Annotated in this window: 16 protein-coding genes; 7 read left to right on the top strand and 9 right to left on the bottom strand. The window is 69.3% G+C overall.

Annotated elements, in window-relative coordinates:
• Nucleotides 1-106 (top strand): integrase core domain-containing protein (locus AAEX57_RS09385; RefSeq protein ID WP_342092079.1); only part of this gene is annotated, 106 nt, incomplete at its 5' end.
• A 148-nt stretch (nt 107-254) separates the two neighbouring features.
• On the opposite strand, the gene AAEX57_RS09380 is transcribed toward AAEX57_RS09385, so the two are convergent.
• Entirely contained in the window at nt 255-1409 is a 1155-nt protein-coding gene (locus AAEX57_RS09380; protein WP_342092075.1) for a carbohydrate kinase family protein, read from the bottom strand.
• Between the two features lie 93 nt (nt 1410-1502).
• On the opposite strand from AAEX57_RS09380, the gene AAEX57_RS09375 reads away from it, so the two are divergent.
• Entirely contained in the window at nt 1503-2870 is a 1368-nt protein-coding gene (locus AAEX57_RS09375) for a family 4 glycosyl hydrolase (RefSeq protein WP_342092074.1), read from the top strand.
• A gap of 2 nt (nt 2871-2872) precedes the next feature.
• Here the strand turns inward: AAEX57_RS09375 and AAEX57_RS09370 are convergent, their stop codons facing one another.
• From AAEX57_RS09370 to AAEX57_RS09360, 3 genes are all read right to left on the bottom strand, one after another.
• Complete coding sequence (locus AAEX57_RS09370) at nt 2873-3070, bottom strand: hypothetical protein (protein ID WP_342092073.1); 198 nt, start codon at nt 3068-3070, stop codon at nt 2873-2875.
• A 108-nt stretch (nt 3071-3178) separates the two neighbouring features.
• The gene (locus tag AAEX57_RS09365) at nt 3179-3817 is read right to left on the bottom strand and encodes a response regulator transcription factor (RefSeq protein ID WP_342092072.1); all 639 of its coding nucleotides are present in this window, start codon (nt 3815-3817) and stop codon (nt 3179-3181) included.
• The gene (locus AAEX57_RS09360; protein WP_342092071.1) at nt 3814-5094 is read right to left on the bottom strand and encodes a sensor histidine kinase; all 1281 of its coding nucleotides are present in this window, start codon (nt 5092-5094) and stop codon (nt 3814-3816) included. Before AAEX57_RS09360 ends, AAEX57_RS09365 begins: the two co-directional genes overlap by 4 nt.
• A gap of 272 nt (nt 5095-5366) precedes the next feature.
• Between AAEX57_RS09360 and AAEX57_RS09355 the strand changes: the two genes are divergently transcribed.
• The 4 genes from AAEX57_RS09355 to AAEX57_RS09340 are packed head-to-tail and all read left to right on the top strand — an operon-like array spanning nt 5367 to nt 7151.
• A complete protein-coding gene (locus AAEX57_RS09355) occupies nt 5367-5717 on the top strand; it encodes a PadR family transcriptional regulator (RefSeq protein WP_342092070.1) in 351 nt (116 codons plus the stop codon).
• On the top strand, nt 5714-6058 hold the full coding sequence (locus AAEX57_RS09350; RefSeq protein WP_342092069.1) for a hypothetical protein: 345 nt from the start codon (nt 5714-5716) through the stop codon (nt 6056-6058). The genes AAEX57_RS09355 and AAEX57_RS09350 overlap by 4 nt, the downstream gene beginning before the upstream one ends.
• A 26-nt stretch (nt 6059-6084) precedes the next feature.
• Nucleotides 6085-6417: a hypothetical protein gene (locus AAEX57_RS09345; RefSeq protein WP_342092068.1), complete on the top strand. Its 333-nt coding sequence runs from the start codon at nt 6085-6087 to the stop codon at nt 6415-6417.
• A 14-nt stretch (nt 6418-6431) separates the two neighbouring features.
• Nucleotides 6432-7151, top strand: a complete 720-nt coding sequence (locus AAEX57_RS09340; protein ID WP_342092067.1) for a hypothetical protein — start codon at nt 6432-6434, stop codon at nt 7149-7151.
• Nucleotides 7152-7298: 147 nt separating this feature from the next.
• Here AAEX57_RS09340 and tsaD read toward each other — a convergent pair whose 3' ends face one another.
• The 5 genes from tsaD to AAEX57_RS09315 all read right to left on the bottom strand — a co-directional run bounded on the left by tsaD (nt 7299) and on the right by AAEX57_RS09315 (nt 12969).
• The gene (tsaD, locus tag AAEX57_RS09335; RefSeq protein ID WP_342092066.1) at nt 7299-8342 is read right to left on the bottom strand and encodes a tRNA (adenosine(37)-N6)-threonylcarbamoyltransferase complex transferase subunit TsaD; all 1044 of its coding nucleotides are present in this window, start codon (nt 8340-8342) and stop codon (nt 7299-7301) included.
• On the bottom strand, nt 8342-8839 hold the full coding sequence (locus AAEX57_RS09330; protein WP_342092065.1) for a GNAT family N-acetyltransferase: 498 nt from the start codon (nt 8837-8839) through the stop codon (nt 8342-8344). Before AAEX57_RS09330 ends, tsaD begins: the two co-directional genes overlap by 1 nt.
• Nucleotides 8836-9519 carry a tRNA (adenosine(37)-N6)-threonylcarbamoyltransferase complex dimerization subunit type 1 TsaB gene (gene tsaB, locus AAEX57_RS09325; RefSeq protein WP_446721132.1) on the bottom strand — a complete coding sequence of 228 codons (684 nt, stop codon included), beginning with the start codon at nt 9517-9519 and terminating at the stop codon, nt 8836-8838. Before tsaB ends, AAEX57_RS09330 begins: the two co-directional genes overlap by 4 nt.
• Nucleotides 9519-10394 carry a tRNA (adenosine(37)-N6)-threonylcarbamoyltransferase complex ATPase subunit type 1 TsaE gene (gene tsaE / locus AAEX57_RS09320; protein ID WP_446721135.1) on the bottom strand — a complete coding sequence of 292 codons (876 nt, stop codon included), beginning with the start codon at nt 10392-10394 and terminating at the stop codon, nt 9519-9521. The genes tsaB and tsaE overlap by 1 nt, the downstream gene beginning before the upstream one ends.
• A 175-nt stretch (nt 10395-10569) precedes the next feature.
• A complete protein-coding gene (locus tag AAEX57_RS09315; protein WP_342092063.1) occupies nt 10570-12969 on the bottom strand; it encodes a DEAD/DEAH box helicase in 2400 nt (799 codons plus the stop codon).
• A 518-nt stretch (nt 12970-13487) separates the two neighbouring features.
• Here AAEX57_RS09315 and AAEX57_RS09310 point away from each other — a divergent pair.
• Nucleotides 13488-14633 (top strand): glycosyltransferase family 4 protein, encoded by a 1146-nt coding sequence (locus AAEX57_RS09310; protein ID WP_342092062.1) that lies wholly within the window; start codon nt 13488-13490, stop codon nt 14631-14633.
• Nucleotides 14634-14667: the final 34 nt, after the last annotated feature.

The following is a 14667-nucleotide window of genomic DNA, read 5'->3' as shown; positions in this document are numbered from 1 at the left end:
CAACCAAGCCCGCCGCGACGCCCTTGCCGACTGGCTCACCTTCTACAACACTGAACGAGGCCACAGCGCCCTCAACGGGAAGGCTCCCATCACCCGAGTGTCATGAACGTCCCTGCCACCAACACCTAGTACCGCCCAAGTTGGCAGCCAGGCTGACACAGAAATCGTTTCTACTCGTTCAAATCCCCAAAAGGTTGCCAACTTGAGCAACACGTCTTGAGCGCTGTGGTCTTTCCCGCCCACAACGGGCCAGCTCAGTGGTCTCCGGCGTCGGAGGAGATGGCGAAGGTGGCCTGGGCGCGGCGAACACCCTGCACCGGGCAGTTGGGGATGATGTCGCCCAAGAAGCGGTACTGGTCGCGGACATAGGCCGAGCGCAAGTCCCCCTCATCAGCGCGACTGGTCACGTTGTGCCACCAGTCCGCCAGGTCACCCCAGCCGGGAGCCGCGAGGGAGCCGCCGAACTGCTGCACCGCCAATGCGGAGCACAGCGACGCGAAGCGCAGCCGGTGTTCCAGCGGCCAGCCGGCCAGCACGCCGAGGACAGAGGCGGCGGCGAAGACGTCACCGGCACCGGTGGGGTCGGTGGCCGTGACCGGCACGGCCGGGCAGTAGGCCTCCTCGCCCGTGGACTGGTCGATGGCGTAGCTGCCGCTGACCCCGTCGGTGACGATCGCCAGCGGCACCAGCCCGGCCAGGGCGCGCACGGCCCGATCCGGGGAGTCGGTGCGGGTGTAGTGCATCGCCTCGACGGCATTCGGGGTGAAGGCGTGGCAGCTGGTCAGCGGCGCCAGATCCGCCGGATCCCATGTGCCCGTCTCGTCGAAACCGATGTCGGCAAAGATCTTGGTGCCGCGGGCGGCCAGCGTCGCGCACCAGGCGGCGTCGCCGGCCAGATCCAGCACCGCGGCGCGGGCGGCCGGGGCGGCCAGGATGGGTTGCACCAGACCACTGGGCAGGTCGTGTCCGTGGGTGATCATGGCGCGGTCGCCCTCGACCGAGACCGAGACCGTGATCGCGGTGTGGAAATTGCTGAACCGGGTGGAGGCGGACAGGTCGATGTGTTCCTGGTCGGCCAGGGTGTGCCACAACCAGGCAGCATAGGCGTCGTCACCGAAACCGGCCACCAGACCGGTACGCATTCCCAGCCGTGCCGATGCGACGGCCAGGTTGGCGATCCCGCCCGGGCAGGACCCCATCCCCTGCGTCCAGATCTCCTCGCCCGGCCGCGGCATTCGCTCCAGCCCGGTGAAGATCAAGTCGTAGAAGACCGTGCCGGAGAGAATCACGTCCAACGGCGGGTCGTCGGGGGTGCGCTGGCTCGCCAACGGATCCCAGTGCCGCGCGGCCCCTGGCGCGGTTTCTGCAGCATGGATGGCGGCCGTGCTGTTCAGGCCGTGGCTGTTCATTGCCTCACCGTTCCCGGGTTGACCCTGCGTGTTTGAGTGCCAATCTAGACCCAGTGGCTGGTCAGCGGCCGTGGGTTGGCGACGGAGGTAGAGATGAGGCTCAGCATTCTGGGCGGCGGCGGGTTCCGCACTCCCCTGGTCTACGAGGCGGTGGCCAGACGGGCCACCGGCCTGACGGTCGACGAGGTGGTGCTCCACGACGTCGACCCGCAGCGGCTACGGGTGATGACCGACGTGATCACCGGGCTGGCCCGGACCATCCCCGACAATCGCACCGCGGTGCGCGGCACCGATTCACTGGAGGACGCCGTCACCGGCGCCGACTTCATCTTCTGTGCCATCCGGGTGGGCGGCACCCACGCCCGCACCGTGGACGAGCGGGTGGCGCTCAACCTGGGGTTGATCGGGCAGGAGACCGTCGGGCCCGGCGGACTGGCCTATGCCCTGCGCACCATCCCGGAGATGGACCGGATCGCCCGGATCATCGCCCAGCAGGCGCCGAATTCTTGGGTGATCAACTTCACCAACCCGGCCGGGATCGTCACCGAGTCGATGCGCCGGGTGCTGGGTAACCGGGTGATCGGCATCTGTGACACCCCGATCGGCCTGGTCAAGCGGGTGGCGCGCACCCTGGACCTGCCGCAGGACCAGATCTCCTACGACTACCTGGGCCTCAACCATCTGGGCTGGTTGCGCGGCCTGGCCGTCGACGGGGTGGACCGGCTCGGTGACCTGCTGGCCGACGACGCCCTGTTGGAACAGATCGAGGAGGCCCGGCTGTTGGGGCTCGACTGGGTGCGTCAGGACGGCACCCTGCCCAATGAGTATCTCTACTACTACCTGCACACCGATGAGGCGATCCGCCGGATCACCGCCGCGGCCCAGACCCGCGGCGAATTCCTGGTGGCCCAACAGGGCGACTTCTACCGCGAGGCGTCCTGCTGCTCGTCGCCGCTGAAGACCTGGCGCGACGCCCTGCAAGAGCGCGAGGCCACCTACATGGCCGAATCCCGCGACGAGGAACGCCGAGAGGATGACATTGCCGGCGGCGGTTACCAGGAGGTGGCGCTGCGGCTGATGACGGCCATCGCCACGGGTCGGCCGGAGCGAATGATCCTCAATGTGGCCAATGACTGCGCGGATCAGGGGCTGGTGGCCGAGGGGCTACCGGCCGACGTGGTGCTGGAAGTGCCCTGCGTCGCTGATGCGACCGGCGCTCATCCCCTGCCGGTCTCCGCCCCGAGCTTGGGGCAGCTGGGCCTGATGGCCCGGGTGCGCTCGGCGGAACGCTGCATCGCCACCGCCGCCCTGACCGGGGATCGGGGTGCCGCCTGGGAGGGCTTCAGCACCCATCCCCTGGTGGATTCGCCTCGGCTGGGGGCGCAACTGCTGGACGGTTACCAGGCCGGGCACCCGGAGCTCGCGTCGCTCTTCGGAGAGGGGCCTGGCGTGGCGATGTGAAGTCAGGAGTCCCAGAACAGGACCTCGATGAAGCCGGGCAGGAAGAAGTAGCCGAGGAAGAGGATCAGGGGCGTGAACATGACCAACCCGATCACGGTCAGCTCCACCAGCTCCGGGTACTCCTTGCGGAAGCTGGGGCTGAAGACCACCATGATGACCACCCAGATCATGGCCAGGTTGCCCAACCGATTGAGGTCCATCGTCTCCCCTAAGAATGTATGAACCGCAGCATAGTCGGGCGCACTGACACCGGTGGCGATGTTCCCTCGCCTGTGGCAAGCGCCCGCGAGCATCGTCGCGGCGATGCCTCATCCCCCGAAGCCGTGCCGATAGGCCCAGACCACCAACTGCACCCGATCGCGCAGCCCCAGCCGGGTGCAGATCCGGCCCAGATGGGTCTTCACGGTGCTCACCTCGATGCAGCAGCGCTCGGCCAGCTCGGCATTGCTCAAGCCGTCGCACAGCGCCTGGACGATCTCGGTCTCCCGTGCACTCAGCAGGTTCGGCTCGACGCTGGGGCCGGGGCGACGACGGGCGAACTCGTCCAGCACCCGTCGAGTCATCCGCGGTGAGACCATCGCCTCTCCCCCGGCCGCCGCCCGCACCACCGCCACCAGCTCGTCGGGATCACAGTCCTTGAGGATGAACCCGCTGGCTCCGGCCTCGACGGCACCGAACAGGTACTCGTCCAGGTCGAAGGTGGTGACCACGACGACGGCCGGCGAATCGGCTCGCGCCGTCAGCTCCCGGGTGGCGGTGATCCCGTCGCCGCCGGGCATCCGGACATCCATCAGCACCACATCGACGTCCCGCTCGATGGCCAGCCGCACCGCCTCCGGCCCGCTGGCGGCCTGCCCCACCACCTCCAGGTCCGGCTCGTCGGTCAGGAAGAGCGCCAGCCCACGGCGCACCACCGGCTGGTCGTCGGCCACCAGCACCCGGATCATTCGTCCACCTCTGGAGCCCCCGGGACGTCGGGCTGCAGGGGCAGCTCCGCCAGTACCCGCCAGCCACGGCCGTGCGGACCGGCCTCCAGAAAGCCGCCCAGCAGATCGGCGCGCTGCCGCATGCCGGCGATTCCCTGCCCCATGCCAAGACCCGCGTCGTCCACCAACCGGGAGCTGCGACCGTTGACCACCTCGGTCACCAGCAGGTCGTCGTCCACCTCGACCCGGACGGTGACCGGGGCGCCCGGGGCGTAGCGGTGGGCATTGGTCAGCGATTCCTGCACGATCCGCCAGACCGCCAGCGCGGTGGACTCGCTGACCCTGCTCTGGCTGGGCACGTCCATCTCCAGGACGACGTCGGGATTCAGGCGTCGGGCATGCTCCACCGCGGCGGGAATCTCGGCCAGAGTGGGCTGGGGCTGGAAGGGCACGGCATCGTCGGGGTCGTGCAACACCCGCACCATCTGGCGCAGGCTCTCCTGCGCGGCCTGGGTCTCGGTGACCACCTCGTCGATCAGTTGCGGCAGCTGTGCCGGGTCGCTGGCACCGAGCTTGCGCGCCGCCTTGGCGTTGATCACCGCGGCGGTGGAATGGTGCGCGGCCAGGTCATGCAGTTCCCGGGCCATGCGCTCCCGGTCCGCCCGCAGGGCGGCGACGGTGGCCGCGGCGGCTGCGGTGCGCTCGTCGGCCGCCTGCCGCTCGATCCGCTCCGCCTGCGCCACCTGCTTGCGCACGATCAGACCGCCCAGCACGGGCAGCAGCAGTTGGTTCACGGTGTTGGTGAGGAAGCCCAGCAGCATCGCCGCGGTGTAGCGCATCTCGGCGGGCATGGGGGCACCCTCGACGTAGCCGTCCAGAGTCGTCAGCTGGTGCCGGTACTGGATGGCACTCGACCCCACACCGAGCAACGTCGCACCGATGGCGAGCAGCACCGCGGTTCGCGTCGATGCCCGTCGCCCCAGGTGGTAGCCGGCCGGGATCAGGATCAGCTCGGCGCCATAGCCCCAGTAGTCGGGCAGCAGCCGCAGCTGGTAGAGGGCCACCGTCATGACGATGAAGGCCACCACCGGCCAGCGCACCAACGCCAGGAAGGCGACCAGCAGCACCAGGGCGACGGCGCAGTGCTGCAGCACCCAGCCAAGGGAGCGCCCCTCGGGATAGCCCGCGCTCCACATGCTCGCGGCCAGGGTGAGCAGGCTGTAGAGGGTCGCGACGATCGCGGCCCAGCCCACGCCGGGGAGCTTGCCGGCGATCCGCGCCAGGGGTGCTGATGTCATGTGTTCATCCTTGTCCCTGCGGGGTCGGCGGCGCGTCGGGCGCGCGCGGGAAATCCGGTTACGACTTTCGTCGGACCGGCTGCACCCGCCCCATCAGGCGCAGCCCCTCACCGATTCACCGACCCGCCCGGGACCCCACTGTCAGGTCGTGGGTCACTGCGCACGTCACACTCCTCCGTGCACGTGTTGCAGCGCGCGCCCCGGGCAGCCCGACGTGCACCGTCGCGAACTTTAGGTAGCGCGCCTGACTAGATCGGCGTACCATCTAGAGCATGGACGAGGGATGGCCCACCGAATGGCTCCGCGGGGTGCTGGAGCTCAGTGTGCTGCGCATCCTCGACGAGGGCCCCACCTATGGCTACGCGATCGCCACCCGGCTGGAGGAGATCGGGCTGGGCACCGTCAAGGGCGGCACCCTCTACCCGCTGCTCGCCCGGCTGGAGGAGGCGGGCCGCGTCGAGACCAAGTGGCAGATCGGCTCCCGCGGCCCCGGCCGCAAGTACTTCCGGCTCACCCCCGACGGCCAGACCTACCTGGCGCAGGAGTCGGCCCGCTGGAGCCGATTCAGCCGCCTCACCCACGACTTCATCTGCCCGACCCCATCCGACGAGGAGAAGAGATGACCACAAACGCCTGGCACACTGACTTCGAGACCCTGGACTGGACCAAGCACCTGGCCACCGAGATGCGCTTTCGCGGCGCCGACGAACGACAGGTACACGACGCCATCGCCACCGCCAGGGCACACTGTCAGGACAGCGGCGAGCGCCCCGAAGTTGCGATAGGCGACCCGGTCCAGACGGCCACTGATCTGGTCGGACGCCGCACCGCACCCCTCAGCTATGCCTGCGGGACAGCCTTCCGGCAGCACTGGGGGTATCCGCCGCGCTGGTCGTCCTCCACCTGGCTGGCCGTCCCCTCGACGCCCTGGTCCACCCACCGTGGATCCTGCCAATCGGCCTGATCGTCTTCTGGCTGCTGAGCCCGGTGGTGGAAGCGCTGCTGATGCGGTTGTTCCCGCGAACCAGCGCCGGCCGGCTGGGCTTCATCAGCGCGCTGGCTCTACTGGCGACCGTGTTCCCGCTGGCGCTCTGGTCCGACCAGATGGACACACCTCGGATGAGCCTGCCCGTCTGGCTGGCCTGGGTCTTCGGCACCGCCTTTCTGGTGGGGTGGGTGATCGGCCGGATCCGGCAGATCCGCTTGGCCCAGAGTCTGCCCTTCGCCTCCGATGACGACGACGTCGATGCCCGCTCCCGCTACTTCGGCGTGGTCACCCTGCCCGTCATCTTCGTCATCGCACTACTGGTCAGCATCTTCTGAGAGAGGTACGCATCATGACCATGAGAAAGGGCATCGAATCCAGTTCGGGTGAACCGATGGACATCGAGCACTGGAAGAACATCTTCGTCGACGAGATGCGCTACCGGGGAGCCTCGGGGCGCACCATCGGCGAGGCCTGGGCGACGGTGGAGTCGCACTGCGTCGAATCCCGGACCAATCCCGCGCTCGCCTTCGGGGACCCCCTGGAGTACGCACGATCCCTGACCGACTCTCCCCGCCGTTGGGGCTCGGTCTTCGCCATCCTCGGGGCGGTCTGGCTGGGCGGTATTGGCCTGAACATGGTGGTGGGGATCCCGTGGGTTCCTCTGGCGCGATCAGTGGACGTGCACTGGGGAAGCCTGCTGACGGTGCCCATCTCCCTGATCCTGCTCGGGGCGATGGTCATCATGCAGCGCAGCATCCAGCGTGAACGCTGGCAGGGTGTCGTCGGCTGGTTCGTGACCTTCATGGCATGGAGCACCATCAACACCTGGCTGCGCGGCTGGACGGCTCGCGCAGGATCGGTTCCGGCCTGGAGCCTGTGGCTGGTCTGCCTCTTGCTCCTGCTGGCCTGCACCGCGGGTGTGATCGGGCAGGTCCGCGACCGGATGATCGACCCGCGCACCGGCCAGACCCCGAGCATGCTGCCCGCCTTCTGGTGGTGGGTGCTGGCCTTCAGCCCCTTGTGGGGGCCGGGTGCCCTGCTCTTCTTCCGCTGGTTGGCCCACCGCTGAGAGGACTGTCAACCCCTGGCAGGCTCACGCAACCACGGCGGCCGAGCCTGTCCAGACCCCTCGACAAGCTCGTGGACCGTGGCTGGGTGGAGCTCGCGGAACGGGGCAGACTCACGCAACCACGATGGCCGAGCCTGTCGAGGCCCCTCAGACCAGGATCGTGGAGATCGGGAGGCCGGAGTTGGCGCCGATGTCCATGCTCGATGGCTTGCCGCCGGCCTTGACCACCTCGGAGCCGAGCACCGCGATCATCGCGCCGTTGTCGGTGCACAGGCCCGGACGGGGGCGGCGGAGCTCCACCCCGGCGGCGGTCATACGCTCCTCCAGCAGGCCACGCAGCCGGGAGTTCGCGGCCACGCCGCCACCGATCAGGAAGTGCTTCAACCCGTACGCACCGCACAGGTCGACGGCCTTCGCGGTGAGCACGTCGCACACCGCCTCCTGGAAACTGGCCGCGACGTCGTTCAGCGGCACCTCCAGCTCGTCGCGCTCGCGGGTCTCCACCCAGCGCGACACGGCGGTCTTCAGGCCGGAGAAGGAGTAGTCGAAGCGGTGCTTCTCCAGGTCCTTGCGGGTGGTCAGGCCGCGCGGGAAGCGGATCGCCGTCGGGTCACCCTGCTGGGCGGCCTTGTCGATCACCGGGCCGCCCGGGTAGGGCAGCCCCAGCACGCGCGCCACCTTGTCATAGGCCTCGCCGGCGGCGTCGTCGATGGTGCCGCCCACCTGCACGATGTCGGTGGCGATGTCGTTGACCACCAGCAGTTCGGTGTGCCCGCCGGAGACCAGCAGCGCACCGGCCGGAGTCGGCAAGGATCCGTGGTCCAGCAGGTCGACGGCGACATGCCCGGCCAGGTGGTTCAGCCCGTAGAGCGGCTTGTTGGTCCAGGCGGCCAGCGCCTTCGCGGAGGAAAGGCCGACCACCAGCGCGCCCATCAGGCCCGGACCGGCGGTGACGGCGATGCCGTCCAGCTCGGAGAGGTCGACGTTGGCGGCAGCCAGGGCACGTTCCAGCGCGGGCACCATCGCCTCCAGGTGCGCGCGGGAGGCCACCTCCGGCACCACGCCGCCGAAGCGGACGTGCTGCTCCACCGAGCTCGCCACCTCGTTGGCCAGCAGCTCGTTGCCACGCACGATTCCGACGCCGGTCTCGTCGCAGGAGCTCTCGATTCCCAGGATCAGCGGTTCAGTCATCAGTCCAACCCATCGTCGCTCGGGCTCCACTCACTGCGGAATGGGTGCCGTTCGGGTGCCAGCGGTGCTTCCATCACGATGGCGTGCACCCCCTGGCCGTAGTAGTTCTCGCGTCGGGCCACCGGCGCGAAGCCGAAGCCGTCGTAGAGGCTGATCGCAGCCTCATTGTCCTCGCGCACCTCCAGCAGCATCCGACGGGCGCCGATGGACTGCGCCCAGTCCATGCCGGCGCGCATCATCTGCTTGGCGGTGCCCTCACCGCGACGTTCCCGCGCGACCATGATCCGGTGCAGGTCGGCGCTGTCGGCGACGCACTGGAAGGTGGCGGCGCCCATCACTCGGTCATCGACGTCTCGTGCCGTGATCACGAAGCGGTCGTCGGCGGCCATCTCGTCCAGCCACGACTGCCGCCCCCAGCGTTCCCAGGTGTGGAAGGCGCCGTGCTCCAGCTCCATGATCGCCTCGACGTCGGCCTCCCGGGCCGCACCGAAGATCATGACCGCCCCAGCGGCTTGAGCGACAACCGCTGACCGCTACTGCTCAGCAGGGTGGACTTGCGGGTGGTCGGGGCGACGGCGTCGGGCTTGCGCAGGTACATCGCGTCGCTGCCGGCATCGGGCAACTCACGCCAGTGCCCGGCCAGCAGGCCGGCGTCCAGCTTCTGGGGGCCACCGGCAGCAAACAGCTCCGGGAAGGCGGTGCAGCCGGGACCGCCGACGGGCAGGCCGTCGGGCAACTCGGCGGGGGCGCTGACCTGCGGCTCGCCGATCCGTCGGCCGATGGCGTCGTATCGGGCCCAGTAGAGCTCCTTGCGACGGGCGTCGGAGGCGATCACGAATTCCCCGTCAGGGGCATCATCGCTGGTCAGCCACTGCTTGGCGACCACATCCAGGCTGCAGACGCCGTGCATCGGCACCCCGGAGAGCGAGGCGATGGTGTGCCCGGTGACAATCCCCACCCGCAGGCCGGTGAACGGCCCGGGGCCCAACCCGACGGCCACCTCGGTGATGTCGCTGACGGCAGTCCCCATCCGGGCGCACATCGACTGGATCAGGGGCATCAGCTTCTCGGCGTGGCCGCGGCGGTCATCGATCCGATCGCTGGCGACGATCGTGCCGTCCTGCGCCAGGCCGATGCAGATGTCGGTGGAGGTGTCGATTCCAAGTGTCCAGGTCATCAGTCTTCCTTCTCCAACTGGTGCAGGTCGACGCCCTGCCAGCGTTCCCCGGTGCCGAAGAGGTACACCACCCGGGTCTCGTCGTCGGGATCAAGGCTGCGACGGATGTCGATCTGCAGCACGGAATCGCTCAGCCCTTCGGCCAGCCCGGCACCCCACTCCACCAGCGTCACCGCGTCGGGCAGGGTCAGATCCAGGTCAAGGTCGAACAGCTCGGCCTCACTGCCCAGCCGGTAGGCGTCGACGTGCACCAGGCTCGGCCCGTCTCCGCGCGACGGATGCACCCGGCTGAGCACGAAGGTGGGCGAGATCACCGGCCCGTCGACGTCCAGCCCGGCGCCGATCCCCTGGGTGAGGGTGGTCTTGCCGGCGCCCAGGTCTCCGGAGGCGACGACCACGTCACCGGCCCGCAGCAGACCGGCCAGCCGCCGGCCCAGCGCCTGCATGGCCTCGCCGGTGGCGGCCTCGATCCGGGCGGGCAGCTCGATCCCCAGGATCTCACCCAGCGGGGCGGGGCGCAGCACCCGGAATCCGTGGCTCTGCCACCACTGGCGGGTCTCCGGGAATTCCTTGCGGCACAGCAGTTCCACCCGTCGGGCCCCCAGCTCGGTGAGCACCTCACCGGCGCCGCGGACCATCTGGGCGGCAACCCCATGGGTGCGCTCGCCGGGCAGCACGCTGACCCGGTGCAGGCCCCCCACCTCACCGTCCAGTGAGGTCAGCAGGCAACCCACCACCCGGCCGTCCAGCTCGGCGATCACGCCGGGCGCCTTCGCCAGACTGGCCTGGATGTCGGCGACGGTGTCGGACAGTGCCGCGGCCGGCGGGTCCACCGCGGGACGGGCGCCGAAGGCCCCGTGGATGACGTGCAGCATCGCCGAGGCATCAGCGGCCTCGGCAAGGCGCAGGTCAACTTCTTGTTCAGTCACGTCATCCCACTCTAGTTCTTCGATGTGCGGCGGTTCACCGCACGGATCACACCGCGGATGCCCGGCCCGGCCCCGGGAAGGGGCCGGACCGGGCACAGGTCACGGATTGTGACGGGCTGGCTCAGCGCTCGCGGCGCCAACCGTCGTTGCCGCCGCGGCCGCCGCGGTCACGGTCGCCGCCGCCGAAGCGACGTCCGCCGCCACCCTGGCCGCGGTACCCACCGCCCTGGCCACGGCCGCCGAAGCCGCCCCGGCCACCCTGACGCGGGCCACGGTTGCCGCCGCCACGCTTGGGGGCGATGATCCGTTCGTACTCGGCGTCCTCGATCGGGGCCGCGTCCACCGGACGGGCGCCGGTCAGGGTGCCCAGCTCGTCGTCTCCGGGGCGAACGGCGATCGGCTGCACCTTGACGCCGGCCTGACCGGTCAGGCGAGCCATGGACTTGCGCTGGTGCGGCAGCACGATGGAGGCCACGACGCCCTTCTGGCCGGCGCGGGCGGTACGCCCGGCGCGGTGCAGGTAGTCCTTGTGGCTCATCGGCGGGTCGATCTCCAGCACCAGGCTGACGTCGTCGACGTGGATGCCGCGGGCGGCGACGTCGGTGGCCACCAGCACCGGAACCGTGCCCTCCTTGAAGGCGGCCAGGATCCGGGTGCGGGCACCCTGGGTCAGGCCACCGTGCAGCGCACCGGCCATCACGCCGGCGGCGCGCAGCTGCTCGGCGACGCGGTTGGTGCCCATCTGGGTGCGGCAGAACAGCACCGAGCGGCCCTCACGGTTGGCGATCTCCGCGGTGATCTTGTTCTTGTCGTGCGGCAGCACCTGCAGCAGCACGTGTTCCATGGTGGTGACCGACGCGCGGTCGGTGTCCACCTCGTGGGTGATCGGGTCGTGCAGGTACTTCTTCACGATCCGGTCGACGGCGTGGTCCAGCGTCGCGCTGAACAGCAGTCGCTGACCATCGGCGGGCACGGTGTCCATCAGGGTGGTGACGGCGGGCATGAAGCCCAGGTCGGCCATGTGGTCGGCCTCGTCCAGGACGGTGACCAGGACCTGGGAGAGGTCCACGGCACCCTGCTCGAGCAGGTCGATCAGTCGTCCGGGGGTGGCGACGACAATGTCGACGCCACGCTCGAAGGCGCGCAGCTGCGGGCCGTAGCCCATGCCGCCGGCGATCAGCGTCAGGTCCAGCTTCAGGGTCTTGGCCAGCGGGGCGAGCACGTCGGCGCACTGCAGCGCCAGTTCCCGGGTGGGCACCAGAACCAGACCGCGCGGGGCGCCGCCGGTGGAATCGGCGCTGGCGATCCGGGTCAGCATCGGCAGGCCGAAACCCAACGTCTTGCCCGATCCGGTCTGGCCACGGCCCAGCACGTCGCGCCCGGCGATCGCGTCGGGAATGGTGGCGGCCTGGATCGGGAAGGGGCTGGTGATGCCCTGTTTGTCCAGCGCGGCGACGATGATCTTCGGCACGCCGAGCGCGGCGAAGCCCTCGCCCTCGTGCACCACGGTCTCGTCGATCTCGCCCAGGTCGGTGGCCTCCCAGCTCATCTGGTCGAGGTTCTCGTTGGCCGGGCGGTCCTCGCGGTTGTAGGACGGACGCTCGTCGCGGTTGAAGCTGCGGGCCGGGCGGTCGTCCCGGTTGAAGTTGCGGCGCTCGCCGCGATCCTCACGGTTGAACGTGGGGCGCTCGTCCCGGTCGAACTTGCGGGCGGGGCGCTCGTCCCGGTTGAAGGACGGACGGTCCTCCCGGGCCGGGCGCTCGTCGCGCCAGCTGCGCTCGTCGGCCGGCACCCGGTCGCCACCCTGGTAGCTGCGACGGGGACGATCCTCGCGGTGGGGGCGCTCGGGGCGGTCCCACGGCTTGCGCTCGGCGCGCGGCTCCCACTTGGGACGGGGCGCGGCGTCGTAGGTACGGGCGGGGCGGTATTCCTTGCGGGGGCCGCGATCGCCGAAGCCGCGATCGTCGCGGTCGAAGCTGCGGCGCTCCCCCCGGTCGTCGCGACGGTCGTCACGGTTGTAGCGGTCGTCGCGCTTGAAGCCACCGCGGTCATCGCGGTTGCGGTCATCGCGGTTGAAGGGACGACGCTCGCGGTCACCGTAGCTGCGCTCACGGTTGCCGTAGCCACGCTTCTCGTCGCGGTTGTCAACGGTGCGGGGCGCACGGCCACCGAAGCCACCCTCGCGGGGCTCGACGGCGGCAAAATTGCGGCCCTTGGAGTCGGAGCGGCGCGGGGCGTCGCTGCGGTAGTCGTCGCGACGCTCGTAGCCGCCCTCGCGGGGGCCACGGTCAGTGCGGTCGGCGGAACGGTAGCCGCGATCGTCGCGATCGCTGCGGCTGCTGGAGCGGTCGTCGCGGTGCTCCCAGGGCTTGCGGGGGCCCTTGCCGTAGGCCTCGCGCTTGTCGGCGCTCCAGCGGTTCTTGGGCGTGCCGTCGGCCTTGAAGCTCTTGGGGCCCTTCTTGGCGGGCTTGAATCCGGGGGTCTTGGCGGCCTTGCGGCCATGCGGAGTGGGACGGGGCATGGTGGTACTCACTTCTCTGGACGCACTGCATCCGATGGTTCAGCCGTCGCGGCTGGCAACGTCCCCCGGGCTCACAAACCGGGGGCATTCAACAGAACCGCGGCACACCACAATGCACTTGCTCTCACGCACGATGGTTGGCGGCGGTACATGGCACTCGAAGCCATGGATTGGCATCAGGCGCTTGCGGGCGAATTGGTCGCCTCATCCAAGCTGCAACTGATTCGCATCGTGGGCCAACTACCGCCGACGTCCGTCGACGAATTGCCCAACGCGTCGTTCACTCTACCAGTCGCCTTCGGCCACGACGAATCAAAGCTGTGGCCCCGCTGTGCTGACAGGGCTTGTGGCGGGCTGGTTGCCGGGACGTCAGGGATGGCGCGACCCCAGCACTGTTGCGGCATGTACGCCTGCCGTTCAGATTCGTCGCGCGCCGTTCAGCTATGTCGTGAAGTGTTCAGCCGCGCGTTCCCGCCAGTGGCGCAGTGGGCCGTCCGGCGGGGTCTACCATCGAAATCGTGAGAGTTGCTTTTGCGGCAGAATCCTTCCTTCCCCAGGTCAACGGCGTCACCAATTCGGTGCTCCGGATGCTCGAGCACCTGCAGGCCAATGGTCACGAGGCACTCGTACTGGCCCCCGCGGACGCCGGCAAGGTGCCCAAGCAGTACGCCGGCTTCCCGGTGGTGACGTTGGCCAGTGTCGGGCTGCCCGGTTACTCCGACGTGCGCGTGAACACCGCCCCCCGCTTCATGATCGAGCGCACCCTGGCCGACTTCCGGCCCGACGTCGTGCACCTGGCCGCCCCCTTCGCGATCGGCTACAAGGCCGCGCTGAGTGCCGCCAAGTTGAACATCCCCAGCGTCGCGATCTACCAGACGGAGATTGCCACCTACGCCGCCCAGTACGGCTTCCCCGCGCTGGAGCCGGTCTTCTGGTACCGACTGAAGCAGGCGCACTCCCTTGCCACGTTGAACTTTGCCCCCTCCACCTATGCGCGGGACCAGCTGATGAGCCAAGGCATCCCGCGGGTGGGCATCTGGGCGCGCGGCGTTGACTCCGTCCGCTTCCACCCGTCCAAGCGCGACGAGGACTTGCGCCGCGAATGGGCACCCAATGGCGAGAAGATTGTCGGCTACATGGGTCGACTGGCGGCCGAGAAGCGGGTGCAGGACCTGTCCGCCATCGCGGACATCCCCGGCATCAAGCTGGTGATCATCGGTGACGGCCCGAGCCGCGCCGAGCTGGAGCAGCAGCTGCCCAATGCGGTCTTCCTGGGCATGAAGCAGGGCGAGGAACTCCCCCGCTGCCTGGCCAGCTTCGACCTGTTCGTGCACACCGGTGAACTGGAGACCTTCTGCCAGTCCATCCAGGAGGCCGAGGCCAGCGGGCTGCCGGTGATCGCGCCGCGCCGCGGTGGCCCGATCGACCTGGTCAACCCCTCGCACACCGGCTGGCTGTACGAGCCCGGACGGCTGGACCAGCTTCGTGGCTACGTGCTGGACCTGATCGGCGACGACTTCAAGCGCCAGGCCTTCGGCCGCACCGCCCGGGCCGCCGTCGAGTACCGCACCTGGCCCTACATCTGCGGCGAGCTGGTGGAGCACTACCAGGAGGCCATCAAGATGGGCGTCCGGATCCCCCGCCTCACCAACTCACTGCGCTGACCCAGCCCGAGCCCCAGGGCACAGACCCAACCAC

Source organism: Luteococcus sp. H91 (assembly GCF_038433135.1).
Classification (GTDB): Bacteria; Actinomycetota; Actinomycetes; order Propionibacteriales; family Propionibacteriaceae; genus Luteococcus.
Note: the sequence above shows the minus strand (reverse complement) of the source record. Positions and strands in the feature narration are given on the sequence as shown.

Bases quoted from the DNA above. Each gene is read 5' to 3' on its own strand.
- tsaB (WP_446721132.1), bottom strand. From the start codon at position 9,519: ATGACCTGGACACTTGGAATCGACACCTCCACCGACATCTGCATCGGC.
- AAEX57_RS09370 (WP_342092073.1), bottom strand. From the start codon at position 3,070: ATGGACCTCAATCGGTTGGGCAACCTGGCCATGATCTGGGTGGTCATC.
- tsaD (WP_342092066.1), bottom strand. From the start codon at position 8,342: ATGACTGAACCGCTGATCCTGGGAATCGAGAGCTCCTGCGACGAGACC.
- AAEX57_RS09340 (WP_342092067.1), top strand. From the start codon at position 6,432: ATGACCATGAGAAAGGGCATCGAATCCAGTTCGGGTGAACCGATGGAC.
- AAEX57_RS09355 (WP_342092070.1), top strand. From the start codon at position 5,367: ATGGACGAGGGATGGCCCACCGAATGGCTCCGCGGGGTGCTGGAGCTC.
- AAEX57_RS09375 (WP_342092074.1), top strand. From the start codon at position 1,503: ATGAGGCTCAGCATTCTGGGCGGCGGCGGGTTCCGCACTCCCCTGGTC.
- AAEX57_RS09315 (WP_342092063.1), bottom strand. From the start codon at position 12,969: ATGCCCCGTCCCACTCCGCATGGCCGCAAGGCCGCCAAGACCCCCGGA.
- AAEX57_RS09350 (WP_342092069.1), top strand. From the start codon at position 5,714: ATGACCACAAACGCCTGGCACACTGACTTCGAGACCCTGGACTGGACC.
- AAEX57_RS09360 (WP_342092071.1), bottom strand. From the start codon at position 5,094: ATGACATCAGCACCCCTGGCGCGGATCGCCGGCAAGCTCCCCGGCGTG.
- AAEX57_RS09380 (WP_342092075.1), bottom strand. From the start codon at position 1,409: ATGAACAGCCACGGCCTGAACAGCACGGCCGCCATCCATGCTGCAGAA.
- tsaE (WP_446721135.1), bottom strand. From the start codon at position 10,394: ATGCTGCACGTCATCCACGGGGCCTTCGGCGCCCGTCCCGCGGTGGAC.
- AAEX57_RS09330 (WP_342092065.1), bottom strand. From the start codon at position 8,839: ATGATCTTCGGTGCGGCCCGGGAGGCCGACGTCGAGGCGATCATGGAG.
- AAEX57_RS09365 (WP_342092072.1), bottom strand. From the start codon at position 3,817: ATGATCCGGGTGCTGGTGGCCGACGACCAGCCGGTGGTGCGCCGTGGG.